General features: G+C 74.9%; 17 protein-coding genes. 10 read left to right on the forward strand and 7 right to left on the reverse strand.

The window, feature by feature from the left end; all coding sequences use genetic code 11:
- Together ACWDCZ_RS20770 and ACWDCZ_RS20775 are read right to left on the reverse strand one after the other, a co-directional pair.
- Positions 1-1,265 (reverse strand): putative Ig domain-containing protein (locus tag ACWDCZ_RS20770; protein WP_449816610.1); only part of this gene is annotated, 1,265 nt, incomplete at its 3' end.
- A 218-nt stretch (positions 1,266-1,483) separates the two neighbouring features.
- Entirely contained in the window at positions 1,484-2,452 is a 969-nt protein-coding gene (locus ACWDCZ_RS20775) for a hypothetical protein (protein WP_449816611.1), read from the reverse strand.
- A gap of 154 nt (positions 2,453-2,606) precedes the next feature.
- Between ACWDCZ_RS20775 and ACWDCZ_RS20780 the strand changes: the two genes are divergently transcribed.
- Positions 2,607-3,728 carry an alpha/beta hydrolase gene (locus ACWDCZ_RS20780; protein ID WP_074001025.1) on the forward strand — a complete coding sequence of 374 codons (1,122 nt, stop codon included), beginning with the start codon at positions 2,607-2,609 and terminating at the stop codon, positions 3,726-3,728.
- A 71-nt stretch (positions 3,729-3,799) separates the two neighbouring features.
- Positions 3,800-6,232, forward strand: coding sequence for a glycosyltransferase family 39 protein (locus ACWDCZ_RS20785; RefSeq protein ID WP_449816612.1), 2,433 nt, complete (start codon positions 3,800-3,802; stop codon positions 6,230-6,232).
- Between the two features lie 104 nt (positions 6,233-6,336).
- Here ACWDCZ_RS20785 and ACWDCZ_RS20790 read toward each other — a convergent pair whose 3' ends face one another.
- From ACWDCZ_RS20790 to moaA, 3 genes are all read right to left on the reverse strand, one after another.
- Entirely contained in the window at positions 6,337-7,902 is a 1,566-nt protein-coding gene (locus ACWDCZ_RS20790) for an alpha/beta hydrolase (protein WP_449816613.1), read from the reverse strand.
- A 94-nt stretch (positions 7,903-7,996) separates the two neighbouring features.
- Positions 7,997-8,770, reverse strand: a complete 774-nt coding sequence (locus ACWDCZ_RS20795) for an HNH endonuclease family protein (protein WP_117487336.1) — start codon at positions 8,768-8,770, stop codon at positions 7,997-7,999.
- A gap of 151 nt (positions 8,771-8,921) precedes the next feature.
- Positions 8,922-10,022 (reverse strand): GTP 3',8-cyclase MoaA, encoded by a 1,101-nt coding sequence (moaA, locus tag ACWDCZ_RS20800; RefSeq protein WP_449816614.1) that lies wholly within the window; start codon positions 10,020-10,022, stop codon positions 8,922-8,924.
- A 130-nt stretch (positions 10,023-10,152) separates the two neighbouring features.
- Here moaA and ACWDCZ_RS20805 point away from each other — a divergent pair, with 130 nt between their 5' ends.
- The 5 genes from ACWDCZ_RS20805 to ACWDCZ_RS20825 all read left to right on the forward strand — a co-directional run bounded on the left by ACWDCZ_RS20805 (position 10,153) and on the right by ACWDCZ_RS20825 (position 15,364).
- A complete protein-coding gene (locus tag ACWDCZ_RS20805) occupies positions 10,153-10,770 on the forward strand; it encodes a nucleotidyltransferase family protein (RefSeq protein WP_074001021.1) in 618 nt (205 codons plus the stop codon).
- A 174-nt stretch (positions 10,771-10,944) separates the two neighbouring features.
- On the forward strand, positions 10,945-11,793 hold the full coding sequence (locus ACWDCZ_RS20810) for a hypothetical protein (protein ID WP_241852729.1): 849 nt from the start codon (positions 10,945-10,947) through the stop codon (positions 11,791-11,793).
- 221 nt (positions 11,794-12,014) lie between these two features.
- Positions 12,015-12,887, forward strand: a complete 873-nt coding sequence (locus tag ACWDCZ_RS20815; protein ID WP_449816615.1) for a hypothetical protein — start codon at positions 12,015-12,017, stop codon at positions 12,885-12,887.
- A 163-nt stretch (positions 12,888-13,050) separates the two neighbouring features.
- A complete protein-coding gene (locus ACWDCZ_RS20820) occupies positions 13,051-14,025 on the forward strand; it encodes a (2Fe-2S)-binding protein (RefSeq protein ID WP_449816616.1) in 975 nt (324 codons plus the stop codon).
- 214 nt (positions 14,026-14,239) lie between these two features.
- Positions 14,240-15,364, forward strand: a complete 1,125-nt coding sequence (locus tag ACWDCZ_RS20825; protein WP_449816617.1) for a DUF2637 domain-containing protein — start codon at positions 14,240-14,242, stop codon at positions 15,362-15,364.
- A 55-nt stretch (positions 15,365-15,419) separates the two neighbouring features.
- Here the strand turns inward: ACWDCZ_RS20825 and ACWDCZ_RS20830 are convergent, their stop codons facing one another.
- Positions 15,420-17,726: a SpoIIE family protein phosphatase gene (locus tag ACWDCZ_RS20830; protein ID WP_107418653.1), complete on the reverse strand. Its 2,307-nt coding sequence runs from the start codon at positions 17,724-17,726 to the stop codon at positions 15,420-15,422.
- A 440-nt stretch (positions 17,727-18,166) separates the two neighbouring features.
- Complete coding sequence (locus ACWDCZ_RS20835) at positions 18,167-18,553, reverse strand: ATP-binding protein (RefSeq protein ID WP_049658213.1); 387 nt, start codon at positions 18,551-18,553, stop codon at positions 18,167-18,169.
- Positions 18,554-19,218: 665 nt separating this feature from the next.
- On the opposite strand from ACWDCZ_RS20835, the gene ACWDCZ_RS20840 reads away from it, so the two are divergent.
- The 3 genes from ACWDCZ_RS20840 to ACWDCZ_RS20850 are packed head-to-tail and all read left to right on the forward strand — an operon-like array spanning position 19,219 to position 22,711.
- Positions 19,219-19,929, forward strand: coding sequence for an urease subunit gamma (locus ACWDCZ_RS20840; RefSeq protein ID WP_049658208.1), 711 nt, complete (start codon positions 19,219-19,221; stop codon positions 19,927-19,929).
- A complete protein-coding gene (locus ACWDCZ_RS20845) occupies positions 19,926-21,647 on the forward strand; it encodes an urease subunit alpha (RefSeq protein ID WP_449816618.1) in 1,722 nt (573 codons plus the stop codon). Before ACWDCZ_RS20840 ends, ACWDCZ_RS20845 begins: the two co-directional genes overlap by 4 nt.
- Positions 21,648-21,664: 17 nt before the next feature.
- Positions 21,665-22,711, forward strand: coding sequence for an agmatine deiminase family protein (locus ACWDCZ_RS20850; protein WP_074001019.1), 1,047 nt, complete (start codon positions 21,665-21,667; stop codon positions 22,709-22,711).
- The last annotated feature ends 69 nt before the right edge of the window (positions 22,712-22,780 follow it).

Here is a 22,780-nt window from a genome sequence, read left to right on the forward strand (position 1 = left end):
TGCGACAGCGAGTCCGAGTGGGTGGAGCCGTAGCCGTTCAGCCACGCCTTCCAGGAGCCGCTGTGGGCCGCCTGCGAGGCGCTGCTGTCCACCACGCCGCTCGACGTCGTCCACGGCGTGGCCGTGCCCGACTCGAAGCCCTCGTTGCCCAGCAGCTGGGCCGGGGTGCAGCCGCCGCCACCGGTGGAGACGGCCCAGGTGAAGCTGGTGGAGGCCGACTTGCCGGCGGCGTCCGTCACGGTGACGGTGACGGTGGAGCTGCCCGCCGTGGAGACGGTGCCGGTGATCGCGCCGGTGGAGGCGTTGATCGACAGCCCGGCGGGCAGGCCGCTCGCGGCGTAGGACAGCGGGGCGGTGCCACCGGAGGCGTTGATCTGGAGGTTGACCGCGCCGCCGACGGCGGTGGACTGGTTGCCCGGGTTGGTCACCGAGACGGCGCTGCCGGCCGGCTTGGTGAGCAGGCAGCCGGCCACGTTGAGGTCGATGGCCCGGGTGGAGGAGTTCAGGCAGGTGGTGAACCAGTACGTCTCCTCGCCGTAGCTCTGGCCCTTGTAGGCCTTGGTGGTGCCGTCGGCGGCCACCTCGCACGGGTTGTTGAGGGTGCACATGCCGCCGTCGTCGTTGCCGGTGTTGTTGATGCCGACGATCCGCCCGCTGGCGGAGTCGACGATCGGCGAGCCGGAGGTGCCGTGCGTGGTGTTGCAGCCGGAGCTGTAGCGCAGCGAGTCGTGCCAGGTCCAGGCGTCCTCGCGCAGGGTCGGCACGAAGCCGTTGACGGAGCAGTTCCAGACCTGCTTCCAGTACGACGAGGGTATGTACATCGACGCGCCGTCGGTCGGGTGGGCGTCGCTGATCGTCAGCGCGGTGGCGCCGTACTTCGAGCTGATCGACCCGTAGGTGTCGGTGAGTTGGTAGAGGGCGACGTCGGTGCCGGTCATGGTCGCGTAGAGCAGCTTGTCGGCCTGGACGGTGCCCAGGCTGTTGCCCGCGCCATCCAGCAGGGTGCCGCTGCGGCTGGCGGTGGTGTTCTGGATGACCTGGCCGGCCGAGGGCATGGTCGGCAGGCAGTGTCCGTTGGTGAGCATCAGCGCCCGGTCGCCGGCCGCCGAGGTGGGGTAACGGACCAGCGAGGCCGAGCAGTTGCTCAGGGCGATGGTGGACGTCAGGTCGGCCGCCTGGACGGCGTGCGCGGGGGCGGCGGCGAAGGCCAGCCCGCCCGCGACGACGGCACTCGTACCGGCCACCGCGACAAGTCTCTTGAACATGGCTCTCCTTGTGGGGGATCGCGGGGTGTACGACTGGTCGCCGACGCCCGCGCCGCATGAAAGTGCCATGGCCACTTCAAGAGGTCAAGGAGTGTGACCGAACTCGCCACTGCCCGGCACGGGCCGTGCCATCCGACGGCAACGACCCGTCCCGGTATGCCCGTTACGGGCCGGGGCAGTGGATACGGCTGCGGCTGCGGTCGCGGTTGCGGCTACGGCTACGGCTGCGGGAAGGCGTTCGGGTCCACGTCGTTGGTCTTGGCGTTGCCGTCGGCCACCGGCTGGAGGGTGATCTCCCAGGAGGTCGCGGTCCGGCCGGTCTCGAACGGGAAGGTGTCCTCGAACTTGGTGAACTGGCAGTTCTGGGTGAAGCCCTTGGCGTCGGAGTCCCAGTCCGCGCCGCCGGAGACGTAGACCTCGTACGTCCCGTCCTCCACGCCGTCGACACTGGCGTGCTGCCCCTTGCCGACGAACACCGAGTGCACGGCCTTGCCGTTCAGCGCGAGCGACACCACGGCGTCCACCTTGCCGCCGTTCTCGACCTTGAACACGCCCTCGCCGCGCAGCTTCCCCTTCCGGACCATGGTGCCGTTGTCCAGCGCGCGGGACTGCTGCTGGGGCAGCGGCGGGACGGCGAAGGTGGTCTGGTAGCCGGCCGCGGTCATCGTGACGAGGGCCGCCGACACCGCCGCCAGCCCCTGGGAGGCGCCCAGTTCGGCCTCGGCCGAGCTCAGCGCGCAGACGTCGTGGAACTTGATGTCGCTGCGGACCTTGCCGGCGTCGGTGGCGAGCGAGGTCAGCGCCGCCACCAGTTCCTTCCGCGCCGTCGTCACCCCGGGCGGCTCGTCCGCCACGCTCAGGGACTTGGCGGCGCCCTGCGCGCTGGTGACGATGCCGCCGAGCACGGTGTCGAGGTCGCCCAGGTCCTTGGCACCGGCCACCTGGGCGAGCGCGACGGTGACCGGGTCGACGCTCGCGCTGAGCACCGGGCCGTACGGCGCCCGGGTCGGGGTCGGCGTTGGCGTCGCGGTCGGCGTCGCCGAGACCCCCGTCCCCGCCGCCCCGGGCGCGGACGAGCCACCCGCCGAACCACCGCCCCCGCCACCGGAGCAGGCCGCCAGCACCAGCGCCGTGCCGACGGCCAGACCGGCCTTCCCCACGAACCTCTCGGACCCCGTGAACCTCATGCCCCACCCCCGGGTAGCCGGACCGCGCGCACACCGCGCAGCCGTGCGGTCACACATGGTCCCGAGCACGAACGACCCCGTCAACCCATTACCCGGCGGTCACCTCCGAGGGGCCCTCCGAGGCCGTCTCCGGAGGTCAACTACGATCGGGCCCGTGCTCAGTCTCACCGGACTCCCCCTCCAGATCATCGCCTCGCTCCTCGCGATCGCCGTCTTCGCCGCCACCATGTGGCTCTGGCCGCGGTTCGGCGGGAAGGGCTGGAAGGCGTGGCTGGGCCGGCTCGGGGCGTTCCTGGCCACCCAGGTGTCGGTGCTGGCCGCGATGGGCCTGATCGCCAACAGCTACTTCGGCTTCTACAGCTCCTGGACGGACCTGCTCGGCACCAGCGGCGGGCTCGGCACGGTGGTCGACCACCAGCCCAACGCCTCCGGGGTGGCCGTCACCGGCGAGCAGAAGTTCTACTCCGCGCAGGGCTCGGACCCGGAGCGCTCCGGCCTGATCCAGAAGGTCGACGTCAAAGGAGCCGGCAGCGGCCTGACCACCGAGGCGTACGTCTACCTGCCGCCGCAGTACTTCCAGCCGGACTACGCCAAGCAGCGCTTCCCGATGGCCCTGGTGCTCACCGGCTACCCGGGCACCCCGGAGAAGCTGATCTCGCTGATGCAGTACCCGGCGTCCACGCTGAACGCGATCGAGCAGAAGAAGCTGCCGCCGACCGTCCTGGTGATGACCCGCCCCACCCTGGTCGGCGACCGGGACACCGAGTGCGTGGACGTGCCGAACGGCCCCCAGGTGGAGACCTTCTTCACCAGCGACCTGCCCAAGGCCCTCGCCACCACCTACCGGATCGGCACCGACCCGGCCAGCCGGGCGGTGATCGGCAACTCCACCGGCGGCTACTGCGCGCTCAAGTTCGCGCTGCGCAAGCCCGACGCCTACCGCTCGGCGGTCGCGCTCTCCGGCTACTACGACGCGGCCCACGACGCGACCACCGGCGACCTGTTCGGCGGCAACGACCGGCTGAAGCAGGAGAACGACCTGCTGTGGCGGCTGAAGAACCAGCCGCCCGCCCCGGTCAACCTGCTGCTGACCACCGCGTACGACGAGAACAACTACGACGAGACCAAGGCCATGATCGCGGCCTTCAAGGCCCCCACCACGATGTCCTCCATCACGCTGGACACCGCCGGCCACAACTTCCACACCTGGACCAGGGAGATCCCCCCGGCCCTGGAGTGGCTGGGCAAGCACCTCGCCGTACCGCCATCCGCCTGACGTTCCAGATCACACGCGCCTCACACTCCCGTCTCACGGTTCTCTCAGGCACGCCACCGACGGTATGGCGCATGACCACGAGCAGCTACTCCCCTCCGGCCGGCGAACCGTGGCCCGAGGCCGCGCACTACCCGCCGCCGGAGGTGCCGCGGCCGGACCCGGTCCGGCCGGACCCGGCGCCGCTCTTCCCCGAACAGCCCCTGCCGCCCGCCGGCCCCAAGGGGTTCGCCACCTGGCCCGACCGGCTGCGCACCCTCCCCGCCCGCGCCTGGCGCGGGCGCGCTGACGACCCGCGCTGGGTGCGCCCGGCCCTGCTGGCGCTGCTGGCCGCGACCGCCGTCCTCTACCTGTGGGGCCTGAGCGCCTCCGGCTGGGCCAACTCCTTCTACTCGGCCGCCGTGCAGGCCGGCTCGCAGAGCTGGAAGGCCTTCTTCTTCGGCTCCTCGGACGCGGCGAACTTCATCACCGTCGACAAGCCCCCGGCCTCGCTGTGGCCGATGGCGCTCTCGGCGCGGATCTTCGGCCTCTCCTCCTGGTCGGTGCTGGCCCCGCAGGCGCTGATGGGCGCGGCCACCGTCGGCGTGCTGTACGCGACGGTGCGCCGGCGCTTCTCCCCGCTCGGCGGCCTGCTGGCGGGCGCCGCGCTGGCGCTCACCCCGGTCGCGGCGCTGATGTTCCGCTTCAACAACCCGGACGCGCTGCTGGTGCTGCTGCTGACGCTGGCCGCGTACGGGATGGTCCGGGCCGTCGAGGCGGCGGGCACCCGGTGGCTGGTGTTCACCGGGGTGATGTTCGGCCTCGCCTTCCTCACCAAGACCCTGGCGGCCTTCCTGGTGCTGCCCGCCTTCGCGGTGATCTACCTGGTGGTGGCGCCCACCGGCCTCTGGCGACGGGTGCGGCAGACCCTGCTCGCGGGCGCGGCACTGCTGGTCTCGGGCGGCTGGTGGGTGGCGGTCGTCGAGCTGATGCCCGCCTCGGCCCGCCCGTACATCGGCGGCTCGCAGGACAACAGCTTCCTCTCGCTCACCTTCGGCTACAACGGCCTCGGCCGGGTCGACGGCAACGAGCGCGGCAGCGTGGGCGGCGGCGCCCGGATGCCGGCCGGGGTCGACCTGCCGGGCGGCGCGGCGCCCGGCGGCCGCGGCTGGGGGCAGACCGGCCTGACCCGGATGTTCGGCACCGACATCGGCGGGCAGATCGCCTGGCTGCTGCCGGCCGCGCTGATCCTGCTGCTGGCCGGTCTCTGGGCGACCCGCCGCTACGGCCGCGCCGACACCGCCCGCGCGGCCTTCCTGGTCTGGGGCGGCTGGCTGCTCTCCACCGCGCTGGTCTTCAGCTTCATGTCCGGGATCTTCCACCAGTACTACACGGTGGCGCTGGCCCCGGCCGTCGCGGCGCTGATCGGCATGGGCGTGGACGGGCTGTGGCGGGCCCGGCACCGGGTGCCCTGGGCGCTGGTACTGGCCGGGACGCTCGCGGTGACGGCGGTCTGGGCGTTCGTGCTGCTCGGCCGCAGCTCCGGCTTCCTGCCGTGGCTGCGCTGGGCGGTGCTGGTGGGCGGACTGCTCGCGGCGGCCGCGCTGGCGGCCGGGCCGTTCGTCGGACGGGTCTCCGGCCGGGCCGGCGCGCGGATCGCCTCGGTGGCGGGCCTGGTGGGCCTCGCGGCGGCGCTCGGCGGTCCGGCCGCGTACGCGGTGGACACCGTGAACTCCCCGCACACCGGCTCGATCGTGACCGCCGGGCCGCGCGTGAAGGGCGGGTCCGGGCCGGGCGGCATGGGGCACCGGGGCGGCAAGGGCTTCCCGGGCGGCAACGGCAACGGCAACGGGCACTGGTTCGGCCAGGGCGGCCCGGGTGCTCCGGGTGGCCAGGGGGGCTTCGCGGGCGGTCAGGGCGGTCAGGGCGGTCAGGGCGGTCAGCAGGGCTTCGCGCCCGGGCAGGGCTTCCCGGGCGGCGGCACCGGCAACGGCGGCGACCGCGCCAACGGCCGCCACGAGCGCGGCACCGACGGCGGCACCGGCCTCCCCGGCACCCAGGACCCCGAGGGCACCGGCACCGACGGCACGAACAGCACCGGCGGCACGGCCGGCGGCCCGCCCCCCGGCGGCATGGGCGGCCTGCTCGACGGCCCCAAGGTGACCGACGAGGTCGCCGCCATGCTCAAGGAGAACGCCGACCACTACACCTGGGCGGCCGCCGCGATCGGCTCGCAGACCGCGGCCGGCTACCAACTCGCCACCGGCGAACCGGTGATGGCCCTCGGCGGCTTCAACGGCACCGACCCCTCGCTGACCCTGGCCGGCTTCCAGAAGTACGTCCAGGAGGGGAAGGTGCACTGGTTCATCGGCGCGGGCGGCTCCCGCCGCGGCTTCGGCGGCGGCGCGGGCGGCGAGGGCGGGCAGCAGAGCGAGTCCGCCCAGATCGAGTCCTGGGTGACCGCCCACTTCACCGCGAAGACCATCGGCTCGACCACCTTCTACGACCTGACGGCCCCCACCTCCTGACCGGGGGCCGCGACCCCGGAGGGGGCGTGCCGCGCGAAAGCGGCACGCCCCCTCCGCGCTGTCCCCGGCCGGCCCCCTCCGCGCTCAGCCGGCCCCCGCCGCCCTCAGTCCGACCCGCAGTGGGTGCCCGCCGCCGGCAGCCGCCCGTCCACCAGGAACGCCGTCACGGCCGCCCGGACGCAGCCGCTCTTGTCGTACGCGGTGTGCCCGTCGCCCTCCCGGGTGAGCAGCACGCCGTGCTCCAGCCCGGCGGAGAGCCGCTCGGCCCAGGCGTACGGGGTGACCGGGTCGGCGGTGGAGCCGATCACCAGGAGCGGGGCGCTGCCCGGCGCCCGGACCGGTCGCGGCGGCTCGGCCGGACGGTACGGCCAGGAGCGGCAGTCCGCTTCGAGCAGGATGCCGACCGGGTCGTGCCCGCTGGTCAGCGGGGCGCGGGCGGCGAGTTCGGCGAGGGCCGGGCGCAGCTCCGCCTCGGTGGGCGGCGGCGGGCCGTCCGCGCAGGAGATGGCGGCGAAGGCGTCGGCCGGGGTCCGGTAGCGGCCGTCCTCGCCGCGGCCGTCGGCGCCGTCGGCGAGGGCGAGCAGGCCGTCGGCGTCGCCCCGGGTGACGGCCGGTTCGAGGGCCTCGCGCAGCCGGGGCCAGGAGCGGCGGCCGTCGGAGAGGACGTCCAGGGCGGCGACCCAGCCGAGCGCGGCGGTGAGGGTCCGGCCGTCGGCGGCGCGCAGCGGGTGGTCGCGCAGGCCGTCGAGGAAGCGGGCGAGGCGCTGCGGGGCGGCGGCCGGGTCGGCGCCGAGCGGGCAGGCCGCCCCGTCCTCGGTGGCGCAGGCGGCGGCGAAGGCCCGGAGCCCGGTCTCGGCGGCGACGGCGGCTTCGATGCCGAGCCGCGCCGCGGGGGCGCTGTGGTCGACGGCGCCGTCGAGGACGAGCCGGCCGGTGCGCTCGGGGAACTCCTCGGCGTAGCGGGCGCCGAGGTGGGTGCCGTAGGAGAAGCCGAGGAAGTCCAGCCGGCGTTCGCCGAGGGCGCCGCGCAGCACGTCGAGGTCGCGGGCGGTGTCGCGGGTGCCGAGGTGCGGGAGCAGGTCGGCGTGCCGGGCGCGGCAGGCCTCGGCGAGGATCCGGGCGTGGTCGTAGGCCGGGTCGTCGGTGGCGTTCCACTGGTCGCGGGTGCGGTCGTCCAGGCAGTGGACGGGGGTGGTGTCGCCGGCGCCGCGCGGGTCGAAGCCGACCAGGTCGTACCGGTCGTGCAGCGGCCCCTGGTAGCTCTGCCAGCCCCAACGGACCATGTCGACACCGGAGTTGCCGGGGCCGCCGGGGTTGAGCAGCAGGGCGCCGAGCCGCCGCTTCGGGTCGGCGGCGGCCACCTTGGCGAGGGCGACGTCGACGGTGCGCCCGCCCGGGTCGGCGTAGTCCAGCGGGACCTTGAGGGTGGCGCACCGCACGGCGGCCGCGTCCTGGTCGCCGTCGTCCTCGCCGGGGCAGCTCCGCCAGTCGATCCGCTGGTCGTAGAGCGCGCGCAGGGCGGGGGCCGCGGTGGCGGCGACCCGTTCGTCCAGCGGCGGGCGGACGGCCGGACGGGCGGCGCCCGTGCAGCCGCTCGACAGCGCGAGGGCGAGGGCGGCGGCGAGGGCGGGCACGGCGCGCCCGGCCGACCGGGGGAGCGGGGAGATCATCGGGGCCACCGCCCACGAATACCACCCGGCCCGCGCCCGGCCGTCACCGGGGGCACACCGCGCCCGCCCTTCGACGGCGTGGATTGACGTTTCGTCAGCCGCCGCACAGCTGGAGCATGGTCTTCTTATCGGCCTCGGTGACGGGCAGCTGGTACTTCAGCGAGACCTGGGCGAAGCGCACCGCGTAGGAGCAGCGGATCTCGGTGTTGGCGGGCAGCCAGGAGGCCGGGCCGGAGTCGCCCTTGGAGGCGTTCTGCGAGCCGTCGGCGGGGATCAGGTTCAGCGGGTCGTTGGCGATCTGGACGCGCTTGGCCTTGTCCCACTTGCTGGCGCCCATCTGCCAGTCGTAGGAGAGCGGCATCACGTGGTCGATCTGGATCTTGGAGGCCTGCTGCTTGGTCCACTGGACGCTCTTGCCGGTGTACGGGTCCCAGATGGTCATCGCGGTGACCGTGCAGTCCGAGCCGTCCTTGTGCTCGACGGCGGTGCCGTCGCGGGCCAGCAGGTCGTTGCGGGTGTCGCACTTGTTGCCGCCGAACGGGACGCCCTCGACGTTGTCCGTCCAGGCGGGGCCGAACTCGTTGCGGTCGTAGCCGTCCTTGGTGCCGACGGCGGCGGTGGTGACCTTGGCGATGACGTCCCGCCCGGCCTTCTGCTCCTCGGGGGTGGTCAGCGGCGCCAGGCCGGGCTTGGTGCCGTCCGGGTTCTGCAGCGGGCTGGTGCCGGTGGCCCCGGCGGCGGCGGTGCCGCCGTTGGCCTTGGGGCCGGTCGACTTGTGGTCGCGGCCGCCGATCAGCCAGCCGACCAGCGCGAGCGCGCATATCAGGAACACGGTGGCGGCGGACAGGGTGGAGCGGCGGGCGGGCACGGGGAACTCCGGAGGTCAGGGGCGGGTTGACGGCAAGCCAGCAGACCAGCCGCCCGGGGGGAGGTCAAGCCGACGCCACGCGATCCCGCCGAGCATGTCGAAGCTCACATCCGCTCATGCCCTGGTCCGGGCCCCAGCCCCGGCCGCGCCGTCAGCCGCCGATGGCGGACATCGGGCGGTCGGGCCGGACGAACTCCGCGCTGCCGACGGCGTGTCCGGGCCCCTTGCCCGCCACCGCGGCCCGCCAGGCCGCCTCGATCGCCGCGTCGTCCGCCCCGCCGCGCAGCAGCGCCCGCAGGTCCGACTCCTCCGTCGCGAACAGACAGGCGCGCAGCTGCCCGTCCGCCGTCAGCCGCACCCGGTCGCAGCCGCCGCAGAACGGCCGGGTGACGGAGGCGATCACGCCGACGACCGCGTCCGTACCGGCGATCCGCCACTCCTCCGCCGGGGCGTTGCCGGACCGGCCGACGGGGACGAGGTCGAACCGCTCCCCCAGCGCCGCCAGGACCTCCGCCGCCGTCACCATCGCCGAACGGTCCCACGCCCCTTGCGCGTCCAGCGGCATGGACTCGATGAACCGCATCCGGTACCCGTGCCCGACGGCGAACTCCACCAGCTCCACGATCTCGTCGTCGTTGACCCCGCGCACCGGCACCGCGTTCACCTTCACCGGCCCCAGCCCGGCCGCCCTCGCCGCCGCCAGCCCCGCGAGCACGTCACCGATGCGGTCCCGCCGGGTGATCGCGGCGAAGCGCTCCGGACGCAGCGTGTCCAGGCTGACGTTCACCCGCCCCAGCCCCGCCGCCGCCAGCCCGGCCGCCGCGCGCGCCAGCCCGATCCCGTTCGTGGTCAACGACACCTCGGCCCCCAGCGGGGCGATCCGCCCGACCAGCCCCGCCAACCCCCGCCGCAGCAACGGCTCCCCGCCCGTCAGCCGGACCGACCGCACCCCCAGCCGCTCCACCGCGATCCGCACCAGCCGGACCACCTCGTCGTCCCCCAGCAGCCCGGCGCGCCCGAGCCAGGGCAGCCCCTCCGCCGGCATGCAGTAGGTGCAGCGCAGGTTGCAGCGGTCGGTCAGCGAGACCCGCAGATCGGTGTGGACCCGGCCGAAGCGGTCCACCAGCGGGGGCGGGGCGGGGTCGCGGGCCTCGGTGTCGTGCGGTCGCGTGTCGTACGGAGGCGCGGTGCGCGGGTCAGGGCTGTGCGGGGCAGGGCTGTACGGGGCGGGGTTGTACGGGGCCGTGTTCATCGGCCCAGTACAGGCGGGCCGGGCCCGCCCCGGCCAGCGGCCGAACCGCCGGGGCGCGGCCGCCGCGCACCGCCTCCGCTTGTGGCTTCCCACAATGCGCGCCCCGGCCCCGACCGGGCAGGCTGGCCCCATGCAGACAGCGCCGACACCCGCCGGACCGGGCCCGGTCGCCGCCCTGGTCCTCGCCGCCGGCGGCGGGCGGCGCCTCGGCGGGCGGCCCAAGGCGCTGCTCCGGTACCGGGGCCGGCCGCTGGTGGAGCACGCGGTGGCGGTGGTCCGGGCCGGCGGCTGCACGGAGGTCACGGTCGTGCTGGGCGCGGCGGGCGAACGGGTCCGGGCCACCGCGCACCTGCCGGGCTGCCGACTGGTCGGCAACCCGGACTGGGCGCAGGGCATGGGCTCCTCGCTGCGGGCCGGCCTGGCCGCGCTGCCGCCGCACGCCTCGGCGGCACTGGTGATGCTGGTGGACACCCCCGGCGTCACCCCGGCCGCGGTGGCCCGGCTGCTGGCCGCCCACCGGGCGGGCGCCGAACTGGCCGCGGCGGCCTACCAGGGGCGGCGCGGACACCCGGTGCTGATCGGCGCCCGGCACTTCGCCGAGGCGGCGGCGGGCGCCCTCGGCGACGCCGGGGCCCGCGCCCTGCTGGCGGCGCACGCGGCGGAGCTCGTCCTGGTCGAGTGCGCCGACGTCGCCGCCCCGGACGACCTCGACACCCCCGCCGACCTGGCCCGCTGGTCCGCCGGCTGAACGTCCCGGTCCGCCGCGCCGGGCATCCCCCTCCGGAAGGATTCCTTCCCTACCCGAGCAGGCAGGATCCCCTGATCCGTCCCTGAGGATTGCCCCATTCCGCGTCCTGCGCCGGACATTTCGGGGAGCATGGGAGACGTCCCACCCACCCGACACCGACGGACGGAGCCCGCGATGGCCGGACTGCCCGACGACTTCACCGGACACGACCCCGCGCGGACGGGGCCCGGCGGTGGCGCCCGGGCGATCCGCTGCCCCGCCTGCCGCCGCGAGCACCTCTACGAACCGCCCTCCCTCCCCTGTCCGTGCGGGGCCTCGCTCAAGGTGCCGCTGCTGCGCGGCGGAGTGCCGGTGCAGGTGCGCTTCCGGTCCTGGGAGGACTCCTGGCTGAGCATGCGCTGCCCGCACTGCGGCCGCTCCGACCAGTGGCCGCAGCCCGAGTTCACCTGCAACTGCGGCGCCACCGTCCGGCTGCCGGTGGACCGCGCCACCCGCCTGGGCACCGGCACCGCCGCCCCGCTCGCCGCCCCCGGCCCGCAGGCCGCCCGCCCGCTCCCGGCCCACCCGGCGAACGCCCCCGCCCCGGCCCCGCCCGCACCGTCCCCGACCGGCCGCTCCCGCCCGTTCCGCCACCGCGCGCCGTTCCGCCCGCACCCGGTGCGCACCTCGCAGGACGCGGTGTTCACCGCCGCCCGCTACCTGGAGTGGCTCGGCTTCGACGACCTGGAGCTCACCGAGTCCCAGGAGCGCGACGGGGTCACCCTGCTGGGCGGCCGGATGGTCGCCCAGGTGGACACCTGGACCGAGCCCGCCGACGTGAAGTCGGTCGAGTGCCTCTGGCTCCAGACCCTGCACGCCGAGGAGATGGCCGCCGCGATGTTCACCCTCGCGGGCTATTCGCACCAGGCCACCGTGCGCGGCGAACAGCTGCTGGTGGCCCTGTTCAGCCTGGACCTGGCGGGCGTGCCGCAGCCCGCGAACGGCGCCGCCGAGGCCCTGATGGAGACCGGCTGGACCTCCTGACCCACCGGGCGGCCCCGCCGGGCCGCCCCACCGGCCCCCTCCGGCCCCTTTCCCTCGCGCACCCCTAGATCATTTCTCTTCCAAAAGCAACAACCTTCGCTCGTGATCTGGTGCACAAGCTCACCCCCGTGTTGAATTGCCGCCACAGCGCGGGCCTTTCGCCCTGTCGTCGCCATGCGTGCGGGTCGTGGCGACAGGGCCTCAGGGGCAGGTCCGTGCCCATGCCGGATGGCGCACACAAGGAGGTGGCGTTGTCGGAGCACGGATGGGACCCGAGCAACCCGGAGGGGCGGGGGCGGGCGGCAGCGGAGGAGCCGGGTGACACCGTGTGGCGGCTGAGGTCCCGGGGGTGCTGGCAGGAGGCCGCCGAACTACTGCGACCGACCGCCGAGCACGACCCGGACGCGGCCCTGGGGCGGGCCGAACTCCTCATCGAGCAATGCCTGTTCACCGCCGCGAACTGGACCCAGGCGGAACAGGCGCTGCGCCTGGCGGAGGCCCTGGCCTCCGGCACCGAGCAGCGCGCGGCCGCCGCCTGCGCCCGCGGCTTCCTCGCGTACGTGGCGAGCGTCCTCGGCCCGCGCGACCGGCTGGACGAGGCACAGGCGGCGCTCGGCCGCACTTCGGCCCTGCTGCCGCCGGACGCCCCGGGCCGCCCGCTGCTGGACTTCCGGCGCGGACTGGTCGCCGAGAACCTGCTGCGCGACCGCAGCGCGGCCTGGATCGCCTACCGGCGGGCGCACGAGGGCGCCGGCGAGCGCGGGGACGAGCTGCTGCGCTCGTACACCTGGCGGCACCTGGCCGCGCTGGCGCTCTCGCGCGGGGAGCGCGGGAACGCCCGGGAGGGCTTCGACGCCTCCCTGCGGCTGCGTGAGCAACTCGGCTTCACGGTGGGGGTGGCGCCGGCGCTCGCGGCGCTCGCCGAGGTGTCCGAGCCGCCCGAGGCCGCGCGGCTGCGGGCCGAGGCGACCCGGCTGGTGGACGCCCTGGGCGGCGTGCCGGTCTGGCTCGCGCGCCAGCTGAACACCCTCCGCACAACCGGTGCTCCCCCGGACGGGCGCATCACCAGCGAGACCGGGGGGACGATCAGCTAAGGTGAGGCTAACCTGGCCGGGGGGAGCAGTACCCCGGCCAGGTCGCCTTGCCGTTCCCCGGGCACCGCCATGCCCCGGTCCGGCCGCGTCCGGCGCCGCCACCACCCGGCCGGGCACCGCCGGGCGGACCATGGGCGCCCCGGTCGACCCGATGGGGCCGTCCATGACCGCGAGCAGCACCCGGCCCGGCCCCAGGCCGCGCGTCCCCCGCGCCACCGGGGCGCGCACCCCCGCCCCCACCGCCCCGGGCGCCCCCTCGTACCACCGGCTGTCAGGACTCACCCCCGTCCTGACGGTGCGCTGCGCCCCGCCCCGGCACGGCGGCGGCTGGCTGCCCGTCGCCGACCTCGCCGCCCGCCCCGAGGCGGTGCGCGAGCTGATCGCCCACGACGCCCGGCAGGGCCTCACCCGCTACGGGCAGCCGCTGCGCCCGGACGTCGCGGCCGGCTTCGGGCTGCACCGCTTCGTCTGGCCGGTCTCGCTGCTGTTCACGCTGCCGTGGTTCCTGGAGCGGCGCGTCCCGCTGCTCGGCCTCGGGGACGTCGCGCTGCGCCGGCGCCCCGACTCGGTCGAACTGACCGTCCGCCCGGCGGAGTTCGCCTGCCTTCCGGACGACCCGGCGGCCGGGTCGGTGGCGGGTTCGAAGCCCGGGACGGCGGCGGGCGCGGCGACCGTGCCCGCGGCCGTCGGCCCGGAGTGGGCCCGGACGGTGCCGGACGAGGCGGCGCTGGCCGCCGCCCTGCGGTCCGCGCTGGGCGCCTTCCTGGCCCCGGTGCTCACCTCCTTCGGCCCGGAGGCGCGGCGCGGGCCCCGGGTGCTGTGGGCGATGGCCACCGACGCGGTGGTGGAGGGGCTCTGCTACGCGGGCGGGCTGCTCGGGGAGCAGGAGCGGGCGCGCGCCGAACTGTCCGCGCTGCTGGCGCCCGGCGGGCCCCCCGACCCCGCGCGCACGCCCGGCGCGGGCGACCGCCCCGCTCCGGCCCCGGCCCCCTTCATCCCGGGCGCCGGATTCGCGCCCCCGGCGCCCGGGGGCGGTGGCGCTCCGGCCCTGGAGCGCGCCCGGGCCAGCTGCTGCCTCGTCTACACCGCCGATCCGAAGGACATGTGCGGCGGCTGTCCGCGCGTCACGCGGCGTTGACGAAAACCTGTCCGATATCAGGTCCGAAAAGCCCGCGATTCCGGGAAAAGCCCGCTTCATATTCGCATGACAATGCGATGGTAACCGGGTCAGAAATCCCTCTCCTCAGCGCATTGACGGCGAATCGGCCATTTCCTCGCCGCGCGTCCGCCATGATGGTCCCCGCCGTCACGACGCAGAAAAGCGACGCAGGAAAGCGAGGCTGGTTTCGGCGATGAAATTGTCCGACATACCGCTCGGATGGGCGATCACCGTGGTCGTGGGGCTGCTGGTCAGCGCACTCCTGGTGGCCCTGCTCCGCAGCCGGGGGTCCGCCTCCTCCACCGCCGGCACGGATTCCTGGGAGCGCTCCGAGGAACGGCGCCGCCGCAAGGAATCCCTGTACGGCGGCGCCTCCTACACCCTGTTGTTCTGCTGCGCGGGCGTCGCGGCCGCCCTCTCCTTCCACGGCCTGGTCGGCTTCGGCGTGCAGAACCTGGGCCTGTCCGGCGGCTGGGAGTACCTCGTCCCGTTCGGCCTGGACGGCGCCGCGATGTTCTGCTCGGTGCTCGCCGTCCGCGAGGCCAGCCACGGTGACGCCGCGCTCGGCTCCCGGCTGCTGGTCTGGCTCTTCGCCGGCGCCTCGGCCTGGTTCAACTGGGTGCACGCCCCGCGCGGCCTGACCCACGCCGGCGCCCCGCAGTTCTTCTCCGGCATGTCCCTCTCCGCGGCGATCCTGTTCGACCGGGCGCTCAAGCAGACCCGCCGGGCCGCGCTGCGCGAGCAGGGCCTGGTGCCGCGCCCGCTGCCGCAGATCCGCATCGTCCGCTGGCTGCGCGCCCCGCGCGAGACCTACGCGGCCTGGTCGCTGATGCTGCTGGAGAACGTCCGCAGCCTGGACGAGGCGGTCGAGGAGGTGCGCGACGACAAGCGGGAGCGCGCCGACGAGAAGCAGCGCCGCAAGCTGGCCGGGCGCCGGGAACGGGCCGAGATCCGGGCGATCAACCGCTCCCACAGCGCCTGGCGGCGCGGCGGCGGCACCGCGCGGCGGCTGGGGTCCGGCGCGGAGCCCGCGACGGCCGCCACGGCGGACCGCCCCGGGGTGGAACGCGTCTCGACGGAGCGGGTGTCGGCGGAACGGGTGTCGACGGAGCGCGTCGGGGCCGAGCGTCCCGAGGTGGAGCGCCCCGCCGGTCCGCGCGAGGTGGAACCGGCCGAGGGCACGGTCGTCCAGCCGGGCCTGCCGGCCCGTCCGGAGCGGCGCACCATCGACCTCACCCTGGAGGAGGACACCGTCACGCTGCCCCGGCTGGACGAGATGGAACGCAAACTGAAGGACCTGGAGCAGCAGTTCGGCTGACCGCTCCCCCGTCGGCGCCCCGACGCCCCCGGGGGCCGGAGACCGGGCCTGGGGCTCAGGCCGCCGACGTCCCGCTGAGCTCGAACCACATCCGCTTGCCGGAGCCGCGCGGCTCCACGCCCCAGGAGTCCGCGAGTGCCTCGACCAGCATCAGACCCCGCCCGGAGGAGGCCTGCTCCCCCGGCGTCCGGCGGGTCGGCCAGAGGTCCGACTCGTCCTCCACCTCGACCCGCAACCGGGCCCGGCCGCCGTCCGCCTCCGGCTCCCGGTAGAGCCGGGCGGTGAACATGGCGTCCCGGTCGGTGTGCCGGATGGCGTTGGTGACCAGCTCGGAGGAGAGCAGCTCGGCGGTGTCGATGAACTCGGCCACGCCCCAGCGGCGCAGCGCGTCGCGCAGCTCGGCCCGGACCTCGGCGACCCGCGCCAGGTCGGCCTGGCCGATCCGGCGGCGCAGCTGCTGGGCGGCCAGCCCGCCGGCCGGGCCGTCCCAGCGCAGGAGCAGCAGCGCTATGTCGTCCTCGCGCTCGCTGGAGTCGGCGGCCTGGGAGGCGATCCGCTCGGCCAGCTCCTCCAGCGGGTCGCGGGCGGCCTGCCCGGCGTCCGGCAGCGGGCGGGCGAGCGCCCGGGCGAGCCGGGCGATGCCCTCGTCCAGGTCCATGCCGCGCGCCTCGACCAGGCCGTCGGTGCAGAGCAGCACGGTCTCGCCCGGGTCCAGGCTGAACCGGGTGACCCGGTACTCCTGGTCCGGGTCGATGCCCAGCGGCAGCCCGCCGGCCACCGGCACCACGGCGGCGGTGCCGTCCGCGCGGCGCACCAGCGGGTCGAGGTGACCGGCCCGGACGGCGTAGACCACGCCGTAGTCCACGTTGACCTCGGCGTAGGTGCAGGTCGCGAAGTGGTCGGTGTCCAGGTCGGCGAGGAAGCGGGAGGCGCGGGCCATCACGGCGGCGGGCGGGTGGCCCTCGGCCGCGTAGGCGCGCAGCGCGATCCGCAGCTGGCCCATGATCCCGGCGGCGTGCACGTCGTGGCCCTGGACGTCGCCGATCACCAGGCCGACGTGTCCGCCGGGCAGCGGCACCACGTCGTACCAGTCGCCGCCGATCTGGAGGCCGGAGCCGGCCGCGATGTAGCGCACGGCGGTGGTCACGCCCGGGACGGACGGGACGGTGCGCGGCAGCATCACCCGCTGGAGGCCGGCCGCGAGCTCGTGCTCGGCGTCGTGCAGCCGGGCCCGGGCCAGCGACTGGGCGACCAGCCCGCCCAGCGTGGTCAGCAGGGTCCGCTCATCGGCGTCCAGCTCGCGCTCGTCGTCGAAGCTGACCACGCAGACGCCGATCGCCCGGCCGCTGGCCACCAGCGGCAGGTACGCCCAGGAGCCCCGGCCGGTGCGGCTGGTCTGCTCCCACACCTCGGGGTAGCCGTCGCGGAAGTCCTCGCGGGTCGAGACGAAGACCGGCGCGCGGTGGCGCAGCGCCTCGGCGGCCGGGTGGCCGGGCGGCAGCACGGTGCGGTCCCAGACCGCCAGCGAGTCGGAGCGGTAGCCGGAGGCGCCGAGGATCTGCGCCCGTCCGGCCTCGAAGGAGGCCAGCACCAGGCCGTCCGGCGGCAGTCCGGGCAGCGGCAGTTCGGTGAACACCCGGGCCACGTCACGCACGGTGACGGCTTCGGAGAGGGCGCGCGCCGCCTCCTTGATGAACCGGGAGCGCTCCTCGCGCAGCAGGGCCATCCGGTCGGCGTGGTCCCGCTTGTGCAGCTCGACGGTGGCGTCCCAGACGAAGCCGACCATCCGGGAGGCCCGGCCGAAGGCGTCGGCGAGCACCCGGCCGCGGAAGCGCACCGCGCGCATGCCGCCGTTCGCCCCGACCGTCCGGTAGTAGGCGCCGCACTGGCCCAGCTCGGACACCGCGCGCTCGACCCGGCGGCGCACCACGGGCGCGTCCTCGGGGTGCAGCATGGCCAGGAAGGAGGCGGCCGTACGGTCGAAGCGGCTCTGCCCCAGGGCGTCCAGGCCGACGATCGCACAGGCCCGCTGGTCGCCCTCCAGGACGTCGCGGCGGATGTCCCAGTCGAAGGAGCCGATGCCGTTGGCCGCCATCGCGGGCTCCAGCCAGTCCGGCATGGTGTCCGCGGAGGACGGCGGCAGGCCGCCCGACAGCACGGGCGCCAGCCGGGCGGCGGCGAGGCTCGGGGACGGCCGCACCGCGGAGCCGCGGCGCGAGGACTGGGCGGGCGGCCGGGCCCGGCCCGTCCCGGTGGTGGTGGGGCCGGCGGCGGGCTGCCCGGAGGTGCGCGGCTCCGGGGCGCCCGGCTGCTCGGCGACACGCGGCTCGACGGCTCTCGGCCGGGCGGTGCGCGGCTCCACGGTCCTCGGCTCTACGGCTCGCGGCGCCACCGTTCGCGGCTCGACGACGGGCGCCGCGCCGGGAGGAAGCGCCGGCCCCGGCGACTCGGGCTCAGTGGGCATGCTGCTCCTGCCGCTGCCGTGGCGGACCGCGCCGACCGTCCGGACGGGCCGCGTGGCGTTGTGATGGGTCGTGCTGGATAGGACGGTGCGACGGACGGTCGCCAGTCGAGGTTCGGTCTCCCCGCTGCTTCCCGCACGTGGACACACATTCCCACCATCCTGGCCAATGTTCGGCCGAGCGGCAATGCCAACGGGCCGGAAATCTTCTGTTCCGCCTTCTGTTCTGGGCTTCCTTCGACAGCGAATCAATCGACGGCGAACAATCGTACGTCCTGCCGCCGACCCGGAACACACGGCCCGGAACGCACGGCCCGGAGCACGCCGCCCGGAGGCGGGACTCAGGGCATGGCGAGCTCGAACCAGGTGACCTTGCCGTCGCCGCGCAGCTGCACGCCCCAGGAATCCGCGAGCGCCTCCACCAGCAGCAGGCCGCGCCCCGAGGTCGCGTACTCGCCCTCCGGATCGCGCCGCCGCCCGGGCAGTCTGCTGGTGCCGTCCTGCACCTCGATGCGCAGCCGGTGGTCCGACCCGAGCTCCGCGTCGAACACCGCGCCCTTGCCCGTGTGCAGCAGCGCGTTGGTGACCAGCTCGGAGGAGAGCAGCTCGGCGGTGTCGGACAGCTCCGGCACCCCCCAGTGGCTCAGCGCCGAGCGCAACCGCCGCCGCACCGCGCCCACCCCGACGAGATCCGCCGGATCGAGCGTGAGGTGCAGTCTCCGGTGCACGGCACACCCCGGTGCCGGCGCACCCGGCAGGGTCGTCCCGGTGCCGGCGACCGGCGCCTGGACCGGCCCGGACCGGTAGGCGTCGCCGGAACTCGTCCGCTGCCGCGGGAATCGCGACTGACCGTCCATCAACACATGCCCCCGCCCTGAAATCCGGGCCCCCGCCTCCGGATCCCCCGCCGGCCGGGTGGCCCCCTCGTTCTGACCACTCATCCTCATGCCCAGTTGACGGCGTTTGCAACAGTGTGCGTCCGATCACGTGGGGTGAAAGGGGCACGGGGTGGTTCGCGTGATCCAACTGCCCGCGCCGGACAGGTTTGCGAAGCGCAGAGGCTGTTTTCGAAGAAGCCCCCACCCGATCCCGCGCACACCCGGCGCCCGTACCGACCGTGCGCCCGACCACGCGCCCCCCGCCCCGCTCCCGCCGCGCGCCGGGGTCCGGGCGCCGGCCCACCCGGACCTCTTCGCCCCCGCCCCTCGCTCCCGCCCGCTCACCCCCGCCCCCCACCCGGCGGGCCGAACGCCCGCGGAGCGGCAACGCTGGACAGGGCGGCCCGCTGCGGGTTCAATGACCCCGAGGTGTTTGAACGCCGTTCTAACATCGATCCCGACAGCCCCCGAGGACCCGAGCCGACCCCCTTCCCGGCGACCGCGAGCGAGGAACCGTGCGACTGACCCCCACCGAGCGGGACCGGCTGCTGATCTTCACGGCAGCCGAACTGGCCCGCGCCCGCCGCGCCCGGGGCGTGCGCCTCAACATCCCCGAGGCCACCGCCCTGATCGCGGACACCGTCTGCGAGGCCGCCCGCGACGGCCGCCGCCTCGCCGAGGCCATCGAGGCCGGCCGCTCCGTGCTCACCGCCGACGAGGTGCTGCCCGGCGTGCCGGACGTGGTCACCGTCGTCCAGGTCGAGGCCGTCTTCGAGGACGGCACCCGCCTCGCCGTCGTCACCGACCCGTTCAAGGGCGCCGGCTCGCTCGGCGACGACGCCCCCGGCGGCGCGCTGATCGGCGACGGCGCCGGCTACGACCCGGTCGAGGAGACGCTGCTGCTCCCCGTGCACAACACCTCCGGGGTGCCGATCTCGGTCACCTCGCACTTCCACTTCTTCGAGGCCAACCCCCGGCTGGCCTTCGACCGTGCCGCCGCCTACGGCACCCACCTGGCCGTGCCGGCCGGCTCCTCGGTGCGCTTCGACCCGGGCGCCACCGTCGAGGTCGGCCTGGTGCCGATCGGCGGAGAGCGGGTCGCGATCGGCTTCGCGGGGCTCGTGGACGGGCCGCTGGACGCGCCCGGCGCGAAGGAGGCCGCCCTGGCGAAGGCCCGCGCGACCGGCTACCTGACCGGCTTCGACGACGCGGAGGTGCCCTCGTGAGCGCGATCACCCCGCACGACTACATCGCCGTGCACGGCCCGCGCGCCGGGGACCGGGTCCGGCTCGGCGACAGCGGACTGATCGTCCGGGTCGAGTCCGACTCCCAGGCGCCCGGCGACGAGTTCCTGGCCGGCTTCGGCAAGACCGCCCGGGACGGCCTGCACCTCAAGCCCGCCGCCGTCCGCGACACCTGCGACGTGGTGATCAGCAACGTGCTGGTGATCGACGCGGTCCAGGGCGTCCGCAAGACCTCGATCGGCCTGATCGGCGGCCGGATCGCCTCGATCGGGCGGGCCGGCAACCCCGACACCCTCGACGGCGTCGACGTGGTCGTCGGCACCGGCACCACGATCGTCTCCGGCGAGGGCCTGATCGCCACCGCCGGCGCCGTCGACACCCACGTCCACCTGCTCTCGCCGCGGATCATGGAGGCCTCGCTGGCCTCCGGCGTCACCACCATCATCGGCCAGGAGTTCGGCCCGGTCTGGGGCGTCGGCGTCAACTCCCCCTGGGCGCTGCGGCACGCCTTCAACTCCTTCGACGCCTGGCCCGTCAACATCGGCTTCCTGGGCCGCGGTTCGTCCTCCGACGAGGCCCCGCTGATCGAGGCGCTGGCCGAGGGCGGCGCGTCCGGCTTCAAGGTGCACGAGGACATGGGCGCGCACACCCGCGCCCTGGACACCGCGCTGCGGGTCGCCGAGGAGTACGACGTCCAGGTCGCCCTGCACACCGACGGGTTGAACGAGTGCCTCTCGGTCGAGGACACCCTGAAGGTCCTCGACGGCCGGACCATCCACGCCTTCCACATCGAGGGCTGCGGCGGCGGACACGTCCCCAACGTCCTCAAGATGGCGGGCGTGCCGAACGTCATCGGCTCCTCCACCAACCCGACGCTGCCGTTCGGGCGGGACGCGCTCGGCGAGCACTACGACATGATCGTCTCCGCCCACGACCTCAAGCCCGACCTGCCCGGCGACGCCGCGATGGCCCGCGACCGCATCCGGGCCGGCACCATGGGCGCCGAGGACGTGCTGCACGACCTCGGAGTCATCGGCATCACCTCCTCCGACGCCCAGGGCATGGGCCGGGCCGGCGAGACCGTGCGCCGCACCTTCGCCATGGCCGGGAAGATGAAGGCCGAACTCGGCCCGCTCGACGGCGCCGGCTCGTACGGGACGACGGAGAGCGGCGACGACAACGAGCGCGTGCTGCGCTACATCGCCAAGCTCACCATCAACCCGGCCATCGCCCACGGCCTCTCCCACGAGGTCGGCTCCATCGAGATCGGCAAGCTCGCCGACATCGTGCTGTGGCGCCCCGACCACTTCGGCGCCAAGCCGCAACTGGTCCTCAAGGCCGGCTTCCCCGCCTACGGCGTGGTCGGCGACCCCAACGCCGCCACCGACCGCTGCGAACCGCTCGTCCTGGGAACGCAGTTCGGCGCCCACGGCGCGACCGCCGCCGACATCTCGGTGGCCTTCGTCGCCCAGGCCGCCGCCGACGGCGCCTACCTCGACCAGGCCGCCGACGGGCTGCCCACCCGCCGCCGCCGGGTCGGCGTACGGAACACCCGCGGCATCGGACCGCGCGACATGGTGCGCAACGCCCGCATCGGCCACGTCGAGGTCACCGAGACCGGCCTGGTCTCCCTGGACGGCTCGCCGCTGCGCTCCGAACCCGCCGACAGCGTCTCCCTCAGCCGCCTCTACTTCCTCTGACCGCTTAGGACTCCACGATGACCACCGCCACGCCCGCCTCCCTCGGCTACCGGATGCCCGCCGAGTGGCACCCGCACGACCGCACCTGGATGGCCTTCCCCACCACCAACCCCACCTTCGACGGCCCCGAGCAGCTGCACGCCGCCCGCCAGGCCTGGGCCGCCGTCGCCGACACCATCGTCCGGTACGAGCCGGTGACGCTGATCGTCAACACCGGCGAGACCGAGCAGGCGCGCACGTACGTCTCCGAGAAGGTCGAGATCGTCGAGCGCCCGCTGAACGACGCGTGGATGCGCGACATCGGCCCCTCCTTCCTGATCGACGGCAAGGGCTCGCTGGCCGCCACCGACTGGATCTTCAACGGCTGGGGCGCCCAGTCCTGGGCCCGCTGGGACAAGGACCAGCACATCGCCGAGCACATCAGCGAACTGACGGACGTCCAGCGCTTCGCCTCCCGGCTGATCAACGAGGGCGGCGGCATCCACGTCGACGGCGAGGGCACGGTCCTCGTCACCGAGACCGTCCAGCTCGGCGAGGGCCGCAACGCGACCTGGACCAAGGAGGAGGTCGAGGCCGAGCTGCACGCCTTCCTCGGCACCACCAAGGCGATCTGGCTGCCGCGCGGACTCACCCGCGACTACGACGAGTTCGGCACCCGCGGGCACATCGACATCGTCGCCTCCTTCGTACGCCCCGGCGTCGTGGTCGCCCACGTCCAGCCCGACCCCTCGCACCCGGACCACGAGGTCTGCCGCGAACTGGTCGCCGTGCTGCGCGCCTCCACCGACGCCCAGGGCCGGCCGCTGGAGGTCCTCGAACTGCCCGCCCCCACCGTCCTGCTGGACGAGGACGGCGAGCCGGTCGACTACTCCTACATCAACCACTACGTGGCCAACGGCGCCGTCGTCCTGTGCGCCTTCGACGACCCGCGCGACCAGGAGGCCGCCGCGATCCTCGCCGAGGCCTACCCGGGCCGCACCGTCGAACTCGTCGACGCCCGCGAGATCTTCGCCAACGGCGGCGGCATCCACTGCATCACCCAGCAGCAGCCGAAGGCGCTCTGACGCCCCGCCCGGGCGGGGGCCGTACGCCCCCGCCCGGGCCGCCTTCCCGCGTTCCGCGCCGCCTTCCCG

It is taken from the genome of Kitasatospora sp. NPDC001225, assembly GCF_053597855.1.